The organism is Streptomyces sp. NPDC013157 (assembly GCF_042899865.1).
Classification (GTDB): domain Bacteria; phylum Actinomycetota; class Actinomycetes; order Streptomycetales; family Streptomycetaceae; genus Streptomyces.
Genome location: NZ_JBIBAK010000008.1, coordinates 357,938 through 375,366 on the forward strand (window position 1 = coordinate 357,938; position 17,429 = coordinate 375,366).

14 protein-coding genes are annotated in these 17,429 nt (G+C 72.6%); 13 read left to right on the top strand and 1 reads right to left on the bottom strand.

Annotated elements, in window-relative coordinates:
* Positions 1 to 267: 267 nt before the first annotated feature.
* The 6 genes from ACFY6U_RS25170 (at position 268) to pflA (ending at position 7,940) form a co-directional block, all read left to right on the top strand.
* A complete protein-coding gene (locus ACFY6U_RS25170; protein ID WP_390041785.1) occupies positions 268 to 1,659 on the top strand; it encodes an APC family permease in 1,392 nt (463 codons plus the stop codon).
* 23 nt (positions 1,660 to 1,682) lie between these two features.
* A complete protein-coding gene (locus ACFY6U_RS25175; protein ID WP_390041632.1) occupies positions 1,683 to 2,888 on the top strand; it encodes an arginine deiminase in 1,206 nt (401 codons plus the stop codon).
* A gap of 23 nt (positions 2,889 to 2,911) precedes the next feature.
* Positions 2,912 to 3,913 (top strand): ornithine carbamoyltransferase, encoded by a 1,002-nt coding sequence (gene argF / locus ACFY6U_RS25180; protein WP_390041634.1) that lies wholly within the window; start codon positions 2,912 to 2,914, stop codon positions 3,911 to 3,913.
* Positions 3,914 to 3,916: 3 nt separating this feature from the next.
* Positions 3,917 to 4,840: a carbamate kinase gene (locus ACFY6U_RS25185; protein WP_390041636.1), complete on the top strand. Its 924-nt coding sequence runs from the start codon at positions 3,917 to 3,919 to the stop codon at positions 4,838 to 4,840.
* Positions 4,841 to 4,947: 107 nt separating this feature from the next.
* Positions 4,948 to 7,206 carry a formate C-acetyltransferase gene (pflB, locus tag ACFY6U_RS25190; RefSeq protein WP_390041638.1) on the top strand — a complete coding sequence of 753 codons (2,259 nt, stop codon included), beginning with the start codon at positions 4,948 to 4,950 and terminating at the stop codon, positions 7,204 to 7,206.
* Entirely contained in the window at positions 7,203 to 7,940 is a 738-nt protein-coding gene (pflA, locus tag ACFY6U_RS25195; protein ID WP_390041640.1) for a pyruvate formate-lyase-activating protein, read from the top strand. The genes pflB and pflA overlap by 4 nt, the downstream gene beginning before the upstream one ends.
* Before the next feature lie 272 nt (positions 7,941 to 8,212).
* Here pflA and ACFY6U_RS25200 read toward each other — a convergent pair whose 3' ends face one another.
* Positions 8,213 to 8,935, bottom strand: a complete 723-nt coding sequence (locus ACFY6U_RS25200) for a universal stress protein (protein ID WP_390041642.1) — start codon at positions 8,933 to 8,935, stop codon at positions 8,213 to 8,215.
* Between ACFY6U_RS25200 and ACFY6U_RS25205 the strand changes: the two genes are divergently transcribed.
* The 7 genes from ACFY6U_RS25205 (at position 8,934) to ACFY6U_RS25235 (ending at position 17,420) form a co-directional block, all read left to right on the top strand.
* Positions 8,934 to 9,563 carry a hypothetical protein gene (locus ACFY6U_RS25205; protein ID WP_390041644.1) on the top strand — a complete coding sequence of 210 codons (630 nt, stop codon included), beginning with the start codon at positions 8,934 to 8,936 and terminating at the stop codon, positions 9,561 to 9,563. The two genes, ACFY6U_RS25200 and ACFY6U_RS25205, sit on opposite strands and share 2 nt — an antisense overlap.
* A gap of 175 nt (positions 9,564 to 9,738) precedes the next feature.
* Positions 9,739 to 10,644: a universal stress protein gene (locus tag ACFY6U_RS25210; RefSeq protein ID WP_390041645.1), complete on the top strand. Its 906-nt coding sequence runs from the start codon at positions 9,739 to 9,741 to the stop codon at positions 10,642 to 10,644.
* A 23-nt stretch (positions 10,645 to 10,667) separates the two neighbouring features.
* Positions 10,668 to 11,690, top strand: coding sequence for a zinc-dependent alcohol dehydrogenase (locus ACFY6U_RS25215; protein ID WP_390041647.1), 1,023 nt, complete (start codon positions 10,668 to 10,670; stop codon positions 11,688 to 11,690).
* Positions 11,691 to 11,695: 5 nt separating this feature from the next.
* On the top strand, positions 11,696 to 12,586 hold the full coding sequence (locus ACFY6U_RS25220; RefSeq protein ID WP_390041787.1) for a universal stress protein: 891 nt from the start codon (positions 11,696 to 11,698) through the stop codon (positions 12,584 to 12,586).
* 193 nt (positions 12,587 to 12,779) lie between these two features.
* Complete coding sequence (gap, locus tag ACFY6U_RS25225; RefSeq protein ID WP_390041649.1) at positions 12,780 to 13,793, top strand: type I glyceraldehyde-3-phosphate dehydrogenase; 1,014 nt, start codon at positions 12,780 to 12,782, stop codon at positions 13,791 to 13,793.
* Positions 13,794 to 13,974: 181 nt separating this feature from the next.
* Positions 13,975 to 16,671, top strand: a complete 2,697-nt coding sequence (locus ACFY6U_RS25230; protein WP_390041651.1) for a GNAT family N-acetyltransferase — start codon at positions 13,975 to 13,977, stop codon at positions 16,669 to 16,671.
* Between the two features lie 20 nt (positions 16,672 to 16,691).
* Entirely contained in the window at positions 16,692 to 17,420 is a 729-nt protein-coding gene (locus ACFY6U_RS25235; protein ID WP_390041653.1) for a CBS domain-containing protein, read from the top strand.
* Positions 17,421 to 17,429 lie beyond the last annotated feature (9 nt).

Consider the following 17,429-nt stretch of genomic DNA (forward strand, 5'->3'; position numbering starts at 1 on the left):
GCGGGGCGTGCCGACTACTACTGCCAGCGTGCGGCGGATGCCCCGGCCCGGGCATGGGCCGAACGGTCCCGGCCGCCGGGGACCTTCAGTACGTCCCTGAGCCCGTACGGCCGCTCCCCGCACCCCCGCGTGGCGCAGAACGATCGGTCCCGCACCGACCCGTCCGCAGCGCCACGCACAAGGAGCACAGCCATGTCCACGACCCCGACGAGCGGGAAGCGAGCCGCCCCCACGGCGGCCCTCGGCCTTCCCGCCGCCTCCGCCCTCGTGATCGGCAGCGTCATCGGCACCGGCGTCTTCGCCCTGCCGTCCGCGCTGGCGCCGTACGGGCCGATCGCGCTGGTCGCCTTCGGCGTCGTCACCGTGGGCGCGCTCGCCCTGGCGCTGACCTTCGGCTCGCTCGCGGGGCGGACCACCGCAAGCGGCGGGCCGTACGTCTACGCCCGCGAGGCGTTCGGCGAGTTCGCGGGGTTCCTGAACGCCTGGTCGTACTGGATCACCGCGTGGGCCGGCAACGCGGCGATCGTGGTGGCCTGGGTCGGCTACGTCGAGGTGTTCGTGAACACCGGGCACAGAACGTGGCTCTCGGTGCTCCTCGCCCTGACCGGCCTCTGGATCCCAGCCGCGATCAACCTCACCGGCGTGAGGAACACGGGCGCCTTCCAGGTGATCACCACCGTGCTGAAGTTCGTCCCGCTGGTCTTCATGGCCACCGTCGGCCTGTTCTTCATGGACCCGCACAATTTCGGTTCCTTCAACGCCAGCGGCCGGTCCGCGCTGGGTGCGATCTCCGCCGCCGGTGCCATCGCCCTGTTCAGCTACCTCGGTCTGGAGGCGGCCTCGGTCGTCGCCGGCCGGGTGCGGGAGCCGGGCCGCAACGTGCCGCGGGCCACCGTGTACGGCACGCTCGTCTGCGCCGTCATCTACATCCTGGGCACCCTCGCGGTCTTCGGGACCGTCTCGCACGCCGGTCTCGGCTCCTCCACCGCGCCCTTCACGGACGCCGCGAACAACATCTTCGGCGGCAGCTGGGCCGGTGACGTGGTCGCCGTCGCCGCGATCGTCTCCGGTGTCGGCGCCCTCAACGGCTGGACGATGCTGTGCGCCGAGATGCCGTACGCCGCGGCCCGCGACGGCCTCTTCCCCACCGCCTTCGCCCGGCTCCGCGGTGCGAACGGCGTGCCGGCCTTCGGGATCGTCGCCTCGACCGTGCTGGCCTCGCTGATCACCGTGTTCAGCTACACCCGCTTCGAGGACGTCTTCACGAAGATCGTTCTGCTGAGCGTGCTGACCGCCGTCATCCCCTACCTGTTCTCCGCCGCCGCCCAGCTGTACTGGCTGCTGGTGAAGGGCCGGGAGTCGCTCAGCCCGAAGCGGCTCGCCCGTGACACGACCGTCGCCGCGCTGGCGCTCGCCTTCTCCTACTGGTCGATCCAGGGCAGCGGCTACCAGACCGTCTACTACGGCCTGTTCGTCGTCCTGCTCGGTGTGCCCGTCTACGTCTGGCTCAAGCGCGGCCAGAGCCTGGCCGCCGCCGGCCCCGAGACCCCGCGGCGCGCCCCGGAGACAGCGGTCCCGAGCCCCCGGCGCTCCCGCGGCCTGCGCACCAACCGCGTCGGCGGCACCCACAAGCCGCGTCCCCTCGACCACCAGGACTGACCCAGCGCCCCGGAAAGGCCGCCATGAACACCTTCCACGTCGATTCCGAGGTCGGTCGCCTGCGCCAGGTGATCCTGCACCGCCCGGGCCTCGAACTCTCCCGCCTCACCCCGCGCAACGTCGACGCCCTCCTCTTCGACGACATCCTGTGGGCCAAGCGCGCCCGCGAGGAGCACGACGCCTTCGCCCAGGTCCTGCGCGACCACGGCGCCCGCGTCCACTACTTCGGGGACCTGCTCGCCCAGGCGCTCGACGCCGAGGGCGCCCGGGACTGGCTGCTGGACCGGGTCGTCACCCCGGCCACCGTCGGCCCTGCCCTCGTCGACCCCGTCCGCGCCCTGTGCGCCGAACTCGACGGGGAGACCCTGGCCGGCTACCTCATCGGCGGCATCCTCAAGAGCGACCTGTCGCTGACCACCCCGCACAGCCTGGTCTGGAGCGCCCTGGACGCCGACGACTTCGCGCTCCCGCCGCTGCCCAACCACCTCTTCCCGCGCGACAACTCCTGCTGGATCTACGACCGGTTGTCGGTCAACCCGATGGCGAAGCCGGCCCGCCGCCGCGAGAGCCTGCACGCCGAGGCCGTCTACCGCTTCCACCCGCTGTTCGCCGGCGCCCCGCTGCTCGACGGCGTGGCGGGCACCCTGGAGGGCGGCGACGTCCACGTCCTCGGCAACGGGGCCGTCATGGTCGGCATGGGGGAGCGCACCACCGCACAGGCCGTGGAGAACCTCGCGGCCCGGCTCTTCGCCGACGGCACGGCCACCCGGCTGATCGCCGTCCAACTGCCGTCCGCTCGCGCCTACATGCACCTGGACACGGTCCTGACCATGGTCGACCGCGACGCCTTCGCGATCTACCCCGGGCTCGCCGACTCCCTGCGCTCCTGGACGCTCACGCCGAACGCCGAACGCGACACCGGCTTCGAGGTGACCCCCGACTCCGACCTGGCGACCGCGCTCGCCGAGGCCCTCGGCGTCGACAAGGTCCGCATGCTCTCCGCCCCGCAGGACATCCGCGGCGCCGAGCGCGAGCAGTGGGACGACGGCAGCAACTTCCTCGCCGTCGCGCCCGGCGTGATCGTCGGCTACGAGCGCAACGTCACCACCAACACCTACCTGCGCAAGCAGGGCATCGAGATCGTCACCATCGCCGGTGCCGAACTCGGCCGCGGGCGCGGCGGACCGCGCTGCATGAGCTGCCCGGTCCAACGCGACCCGGCCCACTGACCGAGCGAGGAGAACCAGACACCGTGACCGTCGACCTGCGAGGCCGCTCGTACCTGAGCGAACTCGACTTCACCGCCGCCGAGATCCACCGCCTCCTCACCCTCGCCGCCCACCTCAAGGCCGAGAAGCGGACCCGCACCGAGCGGCCGCGGCTCACCGGCCGGCACCTCGCGCTGATCTTCGAGAAGACCTCCACCCGCACCCGCTGCGCCTTCGAGGTCGCCGCCGCCGACCAGGGCGCCCGCACCACCTACCTCGGCCCGGGCGACACCCACATCGGCGGCAAGGAGTCCATCGCCGACACCGCCCGCGTGCTGGGCCGCATGTTCGACGCCATCGAGTACCGGGGCAGTGCCCAGTCGATCGTCACCGAACTCGCCGACCGCTCCGGCGTCCCCGTCTGCAACGGCCTCACCGACACCGCCCACCCCACCCAGAGCCTGTGCGACGTCCTGACCATGCACGAGCACAGCGCCAAGCCGCTTCAGGACATCGCCTACTGCTATCTCGGCGACGCCCGCAACAACATGGGCAACTCGCTGCTGTCCATGGGCGCCCTGCTCGGCATGGACGTCCGCATCGCCGCTCCGCGCCGGCTGTGGCCGGACGGCGAACTGGTAGCCCGGTGCCGGGCGCTCGCCGACCGCAGCGGCGCCCGCGTCACCCTCACCGAGGACGCCGAGACCGCCGTACGCGGTGCCGACTTCCTGCACACCGACGTCTGGGTGTCGATGGGCGAGCCCGCCGACACCTGGCGGGAGCGCATCGAACTGCTCCTGCCCTACCGGGTCGACGACAAGAAGCTGGCCGCCACCGGCAACCCGGACGTGAAGTTCATGCACTGCCTGCCCGCCCTGCACGACCGCAGCACCCACCTGGGCCGGGACCTCTACGCCGCCCACGGCCTGGACGGCCTGGAGGTCACCGACGAGGTCTTCTCGTCCCCGGCGTCGATCGTCTTCGACCAGGCGGAGAACCGGCTGCACACCATCAAGGCCGTGCTCGTCGCCACCCTGGAGGACTGAGCCATGCGTATCGTCGTCGCCCTCGGCGGCAACGCCCTGCTGCGCCGGGGCGACCGCCCCGACGCGGCCGTCCAGGAGGAGAACGTCGACCGGGTCGTCACCGCCCTCGCCGCCCTCGCCCACGACCACGAACTGGTCGTCACCCACGGCAACGGCCCGCAGATCGGCCTGCTCGCCATGGAGAGCGCGGCCGACCCGGCCCTGACCGTCCCCTACCCGCTCGACACGCTGGGCGCCGAGACCCAGGGCATGATCGGCGCCCTGCTGGCCCGTGCCCTGCACAACGCCCTGCCCGGCCGCCGCGTCGCCACCCTGGTCACCCACACACTGGTCCGGGCCGACGACCCGGCCTTCGAGCACCCCACCAAGTTCGTCGGCCAGGTCTACGGCCAGGACGTCGCCAAGGCCCTCGCGCGGCACCGCGGCTGGCGCATGGGGCTGGACGGCACGGGCTGGCGCCGCGTCGTGCCCTCCCCGTCCCCGCAGGGCATCGTCGAGATCGAGACGCTCCACGAACTCCTCGGCGGCGGCACGCTGGTGATCTGCGCCGGCGGCGGAGGCATCCCCGTCACCGCCGACCCGGACACCGGGGCCCTCGCCGGCGTCGAGGCGGTCGTCGACAAGGACCTCACGGCAGCCCTGCTCGCCGAGGAGCTGAAGGCCGACTTCCTGCTCGTCCTCACCGACGTGCCCTGCGTGTACGAGGGTTACGGCACCCCGGACCAGCACCCCGTGCTGGACGCCACTCCGGCGCAGCTGCGCGGCGCCGGGTTCCCCGAGGGCTCCATGGGGCCCAAGGCGGAGGCGGCCGCCCGCTTCGTGGAGCGGACCGGGGGACTGGCCGCCATCGGGGCCCTGGACGCCGCGTACGAGATCGTCCACGGCCGCTCGGGCACGTTGGTCCGCCCGGACCTCGACGGCGGGTGACGGCCCGGGCAGGGCCGTCCGGCCCCGCCGTCGGGGACCGGACGGCACTCCCGCCGCGCGCGGCGAACGACAAGCATCCCAGGTGAGAGAAGGGGAGAGAACCGACGATGACGCTCACCACGACAGTCGGCAACCGCACCACGGACGCCTGGCGGGGCTTCGCCGGCACCCGCTGGCGCGAGCAGACCGATGTACGCGACTTCATCCAGGCCAACTACACACCGTACGAGGGCGGCCCGGAGTTCCTGAGCGGACCCACCGACCGCACCCGCGCCGTCTGGACGAAGGTCAGCTCGCTGTTCCCGGACGAGCGGCGCCGGGGCATCCTCGACGTCGACACCACCACCCCGTCCACGATCACCTCGCACGCGCCGGGCTACATCGACCGCGACCGCGAACTGATCGTCGGCCTCCAGACCGATGCCCCGCTCAAGCGCGCGATCATGCCCAACGGCGGCCTGCGCATGGTGGAGAACGGGCTGCGCGCGTACGGCTACGAGCCCGACCCGTTCGTGACCCGGGTCTTCGGCACCTACCGCAAGACCCACAACGACGGCGTCTTCGACGCCTACACCCCCGAGATGCGCGCCGCCCGCAAGGCCGGCGTCATCACCGGACTGCCCGACGCCTACGGCCGCGGCCGGATCATCGGCGACTACCGGCGCGTGGCGCTCTACGGCACGGACCGGCTGATCGAGGCCAAGAAGGCCGAGCGGGCCAAGCTCGACGCCTGCGCCTCCGGCACCGAGGTCATCCGTGACCGGGAGGAACTAGCCGAGCAGATACGGGCGTTGGGCGAGCTGGCGCAGATGGCGGCGGCCTACGGCTGTGACGTCTCCCGCCCGGCCACGAACGCCCACGAGGCCGTGCAGTGGCTCTACCTCGGCTACCTGGCCGCCGTGAAGGAGCAGAACGGCGCCGCGATGTCACTCGGCCGCACCTCCACCTTCCTCGACGTCTACCTCCAACGCGACCTCGCGGACGGCGTCCTCGACGAGACCCGCGCCCAGGAGCTGATCGACGACTTCGTGATCAAGCTGCGGATCGTACGGTTCCTGCGCACCCCCGAGTACGACGCCCTGTTCTCCGGCGACCCGACCTGGGTGACCGAGTCCATCGGCGGCATGGGCACCGACGGCCGCACCCTGGTCACCCGCACCTCCTTCCGGTTCCTCCAGACCCTCTACAACCTCGGCCCCGCGCCCGAACCCAACCTGACCGTCCTCTGGTCGCCCCGACTGCCCGGCGGTTTCAAGGAGTTCTGCGCCCGGGTGTCGATCGACACCAGCGCCGTCCAGTACGAGTCCGACGAGCTGATGCGCCCGCGCACCGGCGACGACACCGCGATCGCCTGCTGCGTGTCGGCGATGCAGGTCGGCCGGCAGATGCAGTTCTTCGGCGCCCGGGTCAACCTCGCCAAGGCACTGCTGTACGCGATCAACGGCGGCCGAGACGAGATGACCGGCGAACAGGTCGCCCCCGCCGCACCCCCGCTGACCGGCGAGTACCTCGACTACGAGGAACTCTCCGCGGCCTACGACCACGTCCTGGACTGGCTGGCCCGGACGTACGTCAACGCCCTCAACGTCATCCACTACATGCACGACAAGTACGCCTACGAACGCCTCGAGATGGCCCTGCACGACTACCCCGTGCATCGCTTCATGGCCTGCGGCATCGCCGGCCTCTCGGTCGCCGCCGACAGCCTGTCCGCCGTCAGGTACGCCCGGGTGAAGGTGTTCCGGGACGCCACCGGACTCGCCGTCGACTTCCGTACCGAGGGCGACTTCCCGGCGTACGGCAACAACGACGACCGCGCCGACGACATCGCGGTCGGCCTGGTGGAGTCCTTCATGGCGAAGGTGCGCCAGTACCCCACCTACCGCAACGCCGAACACACCCAGTCGGTCCTCACCATCACCTCGAACGTCGTCTACGGCAAGCACACCGGCAACACGCCCGACGGCCGCCAGGCCGGCCGGCCCTTCGCCCCCGGCGCCAACCCGATGAACGGCCGCGACCGCCACGGCGTCGCCGCCTCCGCCCTCTCGGTGGCCAAACTGCCCTACGAACAGGCCCGCGACGGCATATCCCTGACCACGACCATCACGCCCGAGGGTCTGGGCCACAACCCGGCCGAACGCGAGGGCAATCTGGTGGGCATCCTCGACGCCTACACGGCGGCCGGTGGCTTCCACATGAACGTCAACGTCCTGGACCGGGCCACTCTGGAAGACGCGATGGAACACCCGGAGAGCTACCCGGACCTGACGATCCGGGTCTCCGGATACGCGGTCAACTTCGTCCGGCTGACCCGCGAGCAGCAGCTCGACGTGATCAGCCGCACCTTCCACGGATCCCTGTGAGCGCCGTGGTGCGCGGCCGGATCCACTCCTGGGACCTGTCCACCGGCGTGGACGGTCCCGGGACCCGGTTCGTCCTCTTCTTCAGCGGCTGCCCGCTGCGCTGCCTGTACTGCGCCAACCCGGACACCTGGCACATGCGCGACGGGCAGGGGACGACGGTGGACCAGGTGATGGCCGGGATCGAGAAGTACCGTGCCTTCGTCACCACGGCCGGCGGCGGGGTCACCCTCACCGGCGGCGAACCGCTCCTCCAGTCGGCCTTCGCGGGCGCGGTGCTGCGCCGCTGCAAGGAGGCCGGCCTGCACACCGCCCTGGACACCTCCGGCTTCCTCGGCGCCCGCGCCACCGACGAACTCCTCGCCGACACCGACCTGGTCCTGCTCGACATCAAGTCCTTCGACGTCCCCACCTACCGCGCCCTGACCGGTGGCGAACTCACCCCCACCCTGAACTTCGCGACCCGCCTCGACCGCCTCGGCGTCCCGATGTGGATCCGCTACGTCCTGGTCCCCGGCTGGACGGACGCCCCGGAGCACGTCGACGCCCTGGCCCGCTTCGTCTCCGAGCTCCCCTCGGTCCAGCGGGTCGAGATCCTTCCCTTCCACCAACTGGGTGCGTCGAAGTACACGGCACTCGGCATCCCCTTCGCATTGCGGGACACGCCCGGTCCGTCGGCGGAACTGGTCGAACGGGTGCGCGGGCAGTTCCGCGGGCAGGGGGTGGCGGCCTACTGACGGCCCAGGGCCACTGCGGAACCGCTCTGTCCGAGCAGGCTGCGCCGCCGGTGCCACAGCCGAACCGGGCGACCGTCGCCGGGCGGCCCGGTGCGTGCGCAGTGCACCTCGACCACGCCTGCCGGACATCAGGCTGCGGGTGATCTCCGCGTCGGCGCTCGCCACGCCGGCCGCCACGGCCGGCGGTCGCGGACGCGGATCGGCACGGTATCCCTCCCCGGCGGAGGACGACAAGGCGAAGCGGCAGCCTGCTGGGAGGGGGCCGGAGTGCCTCAGTAGCCGTGCGCGACCACGGCGACGGGCGCGACCACGTGATGGAGAACGGCGTGGGTGACGTGGCCGATGTGGGTACCGAGGGGGCAGGTGCGGATCCGGCGGCCCACGACGGCCAGGGAAGCGTCGCGGGAAGCGTCGACGAGGACCTGGGCGGCGCTGCCGCAGCGGCTCGACTCGATCACGTCGACGCCCGGGAACTTCCGCCGCCAGGGACGCAGCGCCTCCGTCAGAGCGGTGGCCTGCCGCCGCGCGAGCGAGGCGTGGAACTCCATGCCGTGGAAGCGGCGGAAGTTGCCGGGCGGCTCGGTCCAGACGTGCACGACCCTCAGGACCGCGAGTTCTGGCGACACCCCCAGGCCGACGGGCCCGCACCTGTATCGGCCGCGCTGCCCGTGAGCGAAGGGTGACGGCCGTCGGCAGCCGTCCGAGGCGGGGAGGCGCGACCTGACATGGCGGGCGTGCGGCGGTGCCGGCCCGGGCGTCCGCAGCTGCCGCCGGTCAAGTACCGCCTCCCGCCTGGGGGTTCCGGCGTCCGCCGGCCCGTGCCCGGTCACGGCACCGGCGTCGTGGGCATGTCCCAACAGGCCTTGAGGACAGGGCCGTTCAGCCCGACGGATGCGGACCTTCGGCATCCGGCGCAGGCGTTCGCGGACCACGAGAGTGAAGGACGTCAGGCAAGGAACGAACCGCCCCCGATTTACCGAAGGGATCACCACCATGGCCGTGCACGAGCACCCTCACCGCAGCTCCGGCTTCCACCTGCCGTCCTTCCGCCGGCCCCGGACCGCCTCCGGCTCCGAGTCCGCGGTGGCGGCGACGACCGGCACGCGTACCGCACGGGCGTACGCCCTCGCCTCCCTGCGGCTGCTCACCGGGTTCGTCTTCCTGTGGGCGTTCCTCGACAAGACCTTCGGCTTCGGCTACGCCACCCCCTCCGGCAAGGGCTGGATCGACGGCGGTTCGCCGACCAAGGGCTTCCTCAGTGGTGTCGCCGCAGGCCCGCTGGAGTCCACCTTCCACTCCTGGGCCGGGGACACCTGGGCCGACTGGCTGTTCATGCTCGGTCTGCTCGGCATCGGCCTGGCCCTCACCGCGGGCGTCGCGCTGCGGCTCGCGGCCGTCGCCGGCACCGCGATGATGGCGCTGATGTGGATGGCCGAGTGGCCGCCCGCCAAGCACCTCTCGGACGGCTCCGTGAGCATGTCCACCAACCCGTTCGCCGACTACCACCTCATCTACGCCGTGGTCCTGATCGTCCTGGCCCTGACGGCCGCCGGCGACGCCCTCGGCCTGGGGCGGCTGTGGGCCCGGTTGCCGTTCGTCCGCACCAACGGGTGGCTGCGCTGAACGTCCGACGGGCGGCGGAACCGCCATCGGTCCCGCCGCCCGTAACCGTGCAGGGGGTCCAACGGCCCCTGTACGGGACTTGTGGCCCCTGCCCCGGTAAGCCACCGAACACGACTCTGGAACCGGATCCGCCGAGGGAACCCGGCGGGATCCCTCGCGCCAGGAGGTGCACATCATGACCCGCACGGTCACCGCAGGTCTCGACGGCTCGGCCGAGAGCCGGGCGGCGGCGGATTGGGCGGCCCGCGAAGCGGAGCTGCGCGGCCTGCCGTTGAAGATCGTCCACGTCTGGGAGCCGGTCCCCGACCCCATGGCACAGGCCCCGTTGCTCGGTCCTGAGACCCACCAGCACTGGACCGGCCGTGTTCTGCGGGAGGCCGCGGAGGAGCTGCGGCTGCGGCACCCGGGTGTGGAGGCGGTCGGCGAGCAGGTGTCCGGCAGTGCCGGTGAGGTCCTCGTCGAGGCCTCGAAGGGCGCCGCGCTGCTCGTCCTCGGCTCCAGGGCCCTCGGCGGTGTCGGCGGCTTCCTGGTCGGGTCCGTCGGCCTGAGCGTCGTAGCCCACGCCGAGAGCCCCGTAGTGCTGGTGCGGGCGGGGGAGCAGGCCGCCGACGAGCACCGGACGGACCAGGCGGGCATACCGTCGGCGGCCACGCCCTTCCGGCCGGTCGTCCTCGGCCTCGACACCGACCACCCGGACGAGACGCTGATCGAGTTCGCCTTCGACGCCGCCCTGCGTCGTGCCACCTCGCTACGGGTCGTGCACGCCTGGTTCCCGCCCCCGTACTACGCGTACGGGATGCCCGTGGACCCGCCGCTGCACGAGGCGCTGACCCTGGAACAGTCCCAGGCGCTCACCGAGGTGCTGAGCCCCTGGCGGCAGAAGTACCCGGACGTGGAGACCGTCGAGGTGTCCCGCTTCGGCAGCGCCGCCGAGCAACTCGTCGAGGCGTCGGGGGAGGCCTCGCTGGTCGTCGTCGGCCGGCGGATCCGCCGCGGTGCCCTCGGCGCCCACATCGGCCATGTCACCCACGCCGTCCTGCACCACGCCACCGCCCCCGTCGCCGTCGTAGCCCACGGCTGACCCACCTCGGAGGAGAGAACACCATGAAGGCAGCGGTCGTACGAGCCTTCGGCGAGCCCCTGGTCGTCGAGGAGCGCCCCGACCCCGAACCCGGCCCCGGACAGGTCCGCGTCCGCGTGGAGGCCTCCGGGCTGTGCCACACCGACATCCATGCCGCGCACGGCGACTGGCCCGTCAAGCCGAACCCCCCGTTCGTCCCCGGACACGAGGGCGTCGGCATCGTCGAGGAACTCGGCGCAGGCGTCACCCACCTGAGCGTCGGTCAGCGGGTCGCCGTGCCCTGGCTCGGCAAGGCGTGCGGGCGGTGCGAGCACTGCCTGTCCGGCTGGGAGACCCTGTGCGAGCAGCAGGTCAACACCGGCTACGGCTGCGACGGCGGGTACGCCGAGAAGATGCTGGCCTGGGCCGACTTCGCCCAGCCGGTTCCGCAGGGCGTCACCCCCTTCGACGCCGCCCCCCTGACCTGCGCCGGCGTCACCACGTACAAGGCGCTCAAGGTCGTCGGCGTGCGGCCCACCCAGCTCGTCGCGATCTCCGGGGTCGGCGGACTCGGCCACCTCGCCCTGCAGTACGCGAAGATCGCCGGCGCTCGGGTGGCCGCCGTCGACGTCACCGACGACAAGCTCGAACTCGCCGCCGAACTCGGCGCCGACCTCGTCATCGACGCCCGCAAGGACGACGTCGGCGAGGTGCTCAAGCGGCACGGCGGCGCGCACGCCGCGATCGCCCTCGCGGTGAACGACGCCGCCTTCGAGGCCGTCAACTCCGGGCTGCGGCGCGGCGGCAAGCTGGTGATGGTCGCCCTGCCCGCGCACGGCACCCTCCGGGTCCCGATCTTCGACACCGTGCTCAACGGCACCAGCGTCATCGGCTCCATCGTCGGCACCCGGCAGGACCTCGCCGAGGTGTTCCAGCTGCACGCGGCCGGCCGGACCAGGGTCGTCTACGAGACCCGTCCGCTGGCCGCCGTCAACGAGTCGATCGAGGACGTGCTGCGCGGCCAGGTCAAGGCCCGGATCGTGTTCGACATGGGCGCGGGGCGGTGAGCACGGTGGACCTCCCCGTCGTGGTCGGGGTCGACGGCTCCGACTCCAGCCTGCGGGCCGTCGACTGGGCGGCCGACGAGGCCGTCCTGCGCGGCGCGCCGCTCCGGCTGGTGTACGCCTCGCTGTGGGAGCGGTACGAGGGCGAGTCGCTCGCCGAGGACCTCGTCACCAAGCCGTCCGACCAGCTGATGGCCGAGGACGTCGTCGCCGTCGCCGCCGAGCGTGCCCACCGCCGGCAGCCCGGTCTCAAGGTCACCACCGACGTCGTGCCGGAGGAGCCGGAGTACGCGCTGGTCCACGAGAGCCGCGAGGCCGCCGTACTGGTGCTGGGCTCCCGGGGCCGCAGCGGCTTCGTCGAGATGCTGCTCGGCTCGGTCGGGCTGGCCGTCGCCGCGCACGCCCACTGCCCGGTGATCGTGCTGCGTGGCAGCCACGACAACCGGGTCCGCACCGGAGCCGGCGGCAGGATCGTGCTCGGCGTCGGGGGCCGGGAGGCCGTGCGCTTCGCTGTCCGGGAGGCCGGGTTGCGGGGCGCCGAGGTGGACGCCCTGCGGGCCTGGCGGGCCCCGGCGCGTGAGACCACCGACCACCCTCCCCCAGACTTCGTCCGGGGGTACCCCCAGCCGTCGGGAGAACCTGCCCGGCTGCACGAGCAGGAGGCCTCGGACACTCTTGAGGAGGCGCTGCGCGACGTACCGCAGCAGGTGCGCGTGCACCGGCGGACCGTCGAGGGCCCCGCCCGCCAGGTGCTGCTGGCCGCCTCCCACACCGCCGACCTGCTGGTCGTCGGCGCCCGGCGCAACACCGAGCACCTCGGTCTCCAACTCGGCCGGGTGGCCCACGGAGTCCTGCACCACGCGGCGTGCCCGGTCGCCGTCGTACCCGAACCGACGTGACTGCGGTGACCTGCCGGCCGGAGGCCCGCCTGCGGTCACCCGCCTGATCGTGCCGCCTCCACCGCCCGACGACCGCCGCCGGGGCTGGACCTCGTGCGCACCCAGCACGGCACCGATCTGCCCGAGGCCTCCGACCGCACCTGGAACGCCTGAATCGCCTCAATCCACCTGCTACCGAAAGGAGTTCGTCACCATGACCGTACGCGTCGGCATCAACGGATTCGGCCGGATCGGCCGCACCTATCTGCGCGCGGCACTCGACCGCGCCGAGGCGGGCACCCAGGACGTCGAGGTCGTCGCGATCAACGACATCACCTCACCCGCCACGCTCGCCCATCTCCTGGAGTACGACTCGACGTTCGGGCACATCGGGCGGGACGTCACCCACGACGACAGCTCGATCACCGTCGACGGGCGGCGCATCGCCGTCACCGCCGAGCGCGACCCGGCGGCCCTGCACTGGCTGGACCACGGTGCCGGGATCGTCGTCGAGTCCACCGGCCGCTTCCGTGACCGGGACTCCGCCGCCCTGCACCTGAAGGCCGGCGCCCACACGGTGCTGCTGTCCGCACCCGGCAAGGGCGCCGACGCCACCATCGTCATGGGCGTCAACGACCGGACCTACGACCGCCACCAGCACCGCATCGTCTCCGCCGCCTCCTGCACCACCAACTGCGTCGCCCCGATGGTGAAGGTCCTCGACGAGGCCTTCGGCATCGAACGCGGGGTCATGACCACCATCCACGGCTACACCAACGACCAGTCCCTGCTCGACGGCCCGCACAAGGACCTGCGCCGGGCCCGCTCGGCCGCCCTGAGCATCATCCCCACCAGCACCGGCGCCGCCCGCGCGGTGGGCCTGGTGGTGCCGGAACTGGCCGGGGCGCTGGACGGGATCGCGGTCCGCGTCCCCGTGGAGGACGGCTCGCTCACCGACCTCGCCGTGGTGCTCGGCCGCGAGGCGGGCCCGGACGACATCAACGCCGCTTTCGAGGCGGCGGCCGAGGGAGCGCTCAACGGCATCCTGCGGGTGTCGAAGGCCCCCATCGTCTCCCGGGACGTCATCGGCGACCCCTCGTCCTGCGTCTTCGACCCGGCCCTGACCCAGGCCAACGGCACGCTGGCCAAGGTCTTCGGCTGGTACGACAACGAGTGGGGCTACACCAACCGGCTCCTGGACCTCACGGCCCTGGTGGCCGACGACTGACCACGTACTGCGGAAGGGGCCGGTGCCGCCGATCACCGGCCCCTTCCGTGTGCCCGGGACCCGGGACGACCAGCGCAGAACCTTGGGCCGACCGGCCCCCGGCAGACCCCGGACAGCCCATGGGGCCCGAGCCCGCCGCGCCGGATGCTCGTAGTGCCAACCGGTTTGGAGGAGAACCGCGATGACCGACTCCCTGCTCGAACGACCCCCCGCCCACGCGCTGCTCGCGGACGGGACCACTGTGTGCATCCGGCCCGTGATCCCCGGTGACCACGAGCGGCTGAAGGGGTTCTACGACGAGATGTCCGCGGAGAACCTCCGCCTGAGGTTCTTCTCGGTGAGCCGGCGCTCGGCCGCGATGGCAGCCGACCGGGCGTGCGCCCCGGCCCGCCCCGGCTACCGGGCACTGCTGGCCGAGGCTCAGGGCCGGGTGCTCGGCCTCGCCGAGTACGAGACGGGGGACGAGAAGAACTCCGCGGAGATCTCCATCGCCGTGGCCGACGGACTCCATCACCGGGGGGTCGGCACCCTCCTCGTCGAGCACCTGGTCTCGGCGGCCCGCGCCGACGGCATCACCGTCTTCACGGCCGACGCGCTGAGCGAGAACCGCGAGGTGCTCCGGCTCTTCACCGACCTCGGCCTGCGTACCGCCCGGCGCTTCGAGGGCCCGGAGACGCGCTGCACCATCCACCTCGACGAGGACGACGCCTACCTCTCGGCCGTCGAGTCCCGGGGCCGCGCCGCCGACGTGGCGAGCCTGCGGCCGCTGCTGTACCCGAAGGCGGTCGCCGTCGTAGGCGCCGGACGCAAACCGGGCTCGGTCGGCCGGGCGATCCTCCACCACATCCGGACCGGCGGCTACACCCGTCGCCTCTTCGCCGTGAACCCCAGCGTGACCTCGGTCCTCGGGGTGCCCTGCTACCCGTCCGTCAGCGCCCTGCCCAGGACCCCGGACCTGGTGGTCGTGGCGGTTCCCGCGGCGGCGGTCCCGGCCACCGCGGAGGAGTGCGGCAAGGCCGGCGTCCGCGCCCTGCTCGTCGTCACCGCGGGCCTCGGCCCCGACCACGCACAAGCACTGCGTACGGCATGCCGCACCTACGGCATGCGCCTGGTCGGCCCCAACTGCCTCGGCATCTCCCACACCGACCCCGGCCTGCGCCTCGACGCCACCTTCGCCGACGGCCACCCGCGCCCCGGCAGCGCCGGCGTCGCCGTCCAGTCCGGAGGCATCGGCATCGCCCTGCTCGACGGACTCTCCCGGCTCGGCATCGGCGTGTCCTCCTTCGTCTCGCTCGGCGACAAGTACGACGTCAGCGGCAACGACATGCTCCAGTGGTGGGAGACCGACGGCCGCACCGACCTCGCCCTGCTGCACCTGGAGTCCTTCGGCAACCCCCGCGCGTTCTCCCGTACCGCCCGCCGGGTGGCCCGCCGGATGCCGGTGCTGACCGTGGACGCCGGCCGGTCCACGGCCGGCCGCCGGGCCGCCGCCTCGCACACCGCGGCCGCCGCCACCCCCACCATGACCCGCAGGGCCCTGTTCACCCAGGCGGGCGTCACCGCCACCAGCTCGGTCGGCGAACTCCTCGAAACGGCCGCACTGCTCTACTCCCAGACACTGCCGGAAGGCAACCGCGTCGCCATCGTCACCAACGCGGGCGGCGCCGGAGTGCTTGCCGCCGACGCCTGCGCCGAGGCGGGGCTCGCCCTGCCGCCGTTCACCCCGGCGATGGCCGACGAGCTGCTCGCCGTGCTGCCCGACGGGGCCGCCGTCGGCAACCCGGTCGATGCCACCGCCGCCGTGACCGAGGAACAGCTCACGGACTGCGTCGACGCGCTCATGGAGTACCCGGGCGTCGACGCCGTCCTGGTGGCCCTGGTCCCGACAGCCCTCGCCACCGCCACCGGCGACCACCTGATCCGCGCCCTCACCGGGGCGCCCGGCCGCAGGCCCAAGCCGGTCCTCGCCGTGTGCCTGGAGCAGGACCTCCCGGTGAAGCTGCTGCCCGCCGCCGACGAGGGCGGCACCGTCCCGTCCTACGCCGAACCACAGACCGCCGCACGGGCGTTGGCCCACGCCGCCGACCGCGCGGCCTGGCTGGCCCGCCCGGCCGGCACGGTACCGGCCCTCGACGACGTCGACTCCGAGCGCGCCCACACCATCGCGGACGCCTACCTCGCCGCTCACCCGGACGGCGGCTGGCTCGACCCGCGCACCTGCGCCGACCTGCTCGCCTGCTACCGCATCCCGCAGATCCCCTGGGCCTGGGCCGAGACCGAGGACGATGCCGTGCGCGCCGCCGAACGGCTCAGCGGCGCCGACGGCCGGGTGGTCATGAAGGCCCACTGGCCGGGCCTGGTCCACAAGAGCGAGGAGCGGGCGGTCCACCTCGACCTGCGCGGCGAGCCGCAGGTCCGCGCCGCCTTCCGGGACCTGGAGACCCGGTTCGGCCATCTGATGACCGGCGTGGTCGTCCAGTCCCTCGCCCGGCGCGGCACCGAGCTGTTCGCCGGTGTCGTCCAGGACGAGGTGTTCGGCCCGCTCGTGCTGTTCGGGCTCGGCGGCACGGCCACCGAGGTGCTGGCCGACCACGCGGCCCGGCTGGCCCCCCTCACCGACCACGACGTGCACGACCTGATCACGTCCCCGCGCTGCGCACCCCTGCTCTTCGGCACCCGCGGCAACCGACCCGTCGACCTCGAAGCCCTGGAGCAGCTGCTCCGGCGGCTGTCCCGGATGGCGGCGGATCTGCCGCAGCTCACCGAGGCCGACTTCAACCCCGTCCTGGCCACACCGGACGGCGTCACCGTGCTCGACGCACGGGTACGACTGCTGCCGCGCCGGCCGCAGGACCCCTATCTGCGCCGACTCCGCTGAGGAGCGAGGAGGGAACAGAGATGAGGCACAACAAGGTGGGCTCCGTGATGACCACGGATGTCGTCCACGCCGCCTACAGCACGCCGTTCAAAGAGGTCGCGCGGCTCCTGGCCGACCACCGGATCAGCGGGCTCCCGGTGGTCGACGACGACGACAAGGTCATCGGGGTCATCTCCGAGACGGACCTCATGGCCCGCCAGGCCACCGCGCCGGGTCCCTACGGGGAGAAGTACCGCGCACCGCTGGGCCAGCTGACGCGCGGCGCCAGGAAGCAGGCGGCCAAGGCGCGGGCCCGCACGGCCGGAGACCTGATGTCGGACCCGCCGGTGACGGTGCACGCCGAGAACACCATCGTCGAGGCGGCCCGCACCATGGCCGAACGCCGAGTGGAGCGGCTCCCCGTCCTGGACGAGGAGGACCGGCTGGTCGGCATCGTCACCCGGCGCGACCTGCTCCAGGTGTTCCTGCGCCCCGACGACGAGATCCGGGGCGAGGTCGTCGACGAAGTCCTCGTCCACGCCCTGTGGCTGCCGCCGCACAGTGTGCAGGTGGCCGTGGCCGAGGGCGTCGTCACGCTCACCGGCCACATTGAGCGCAGGGCCGAGACCGAGATCGCCGTCTCCATGACCCGCCAGATCGACGGCGTGGTCGACGTGATCGACAGACTGACCTACCGCCTGGACGACTCCCGTGTCCGCGAGGAGCAGGCACTGCACGGCGCGGCTGACGACTGGCTGCGCGGACTCTGAGAGGGGGAC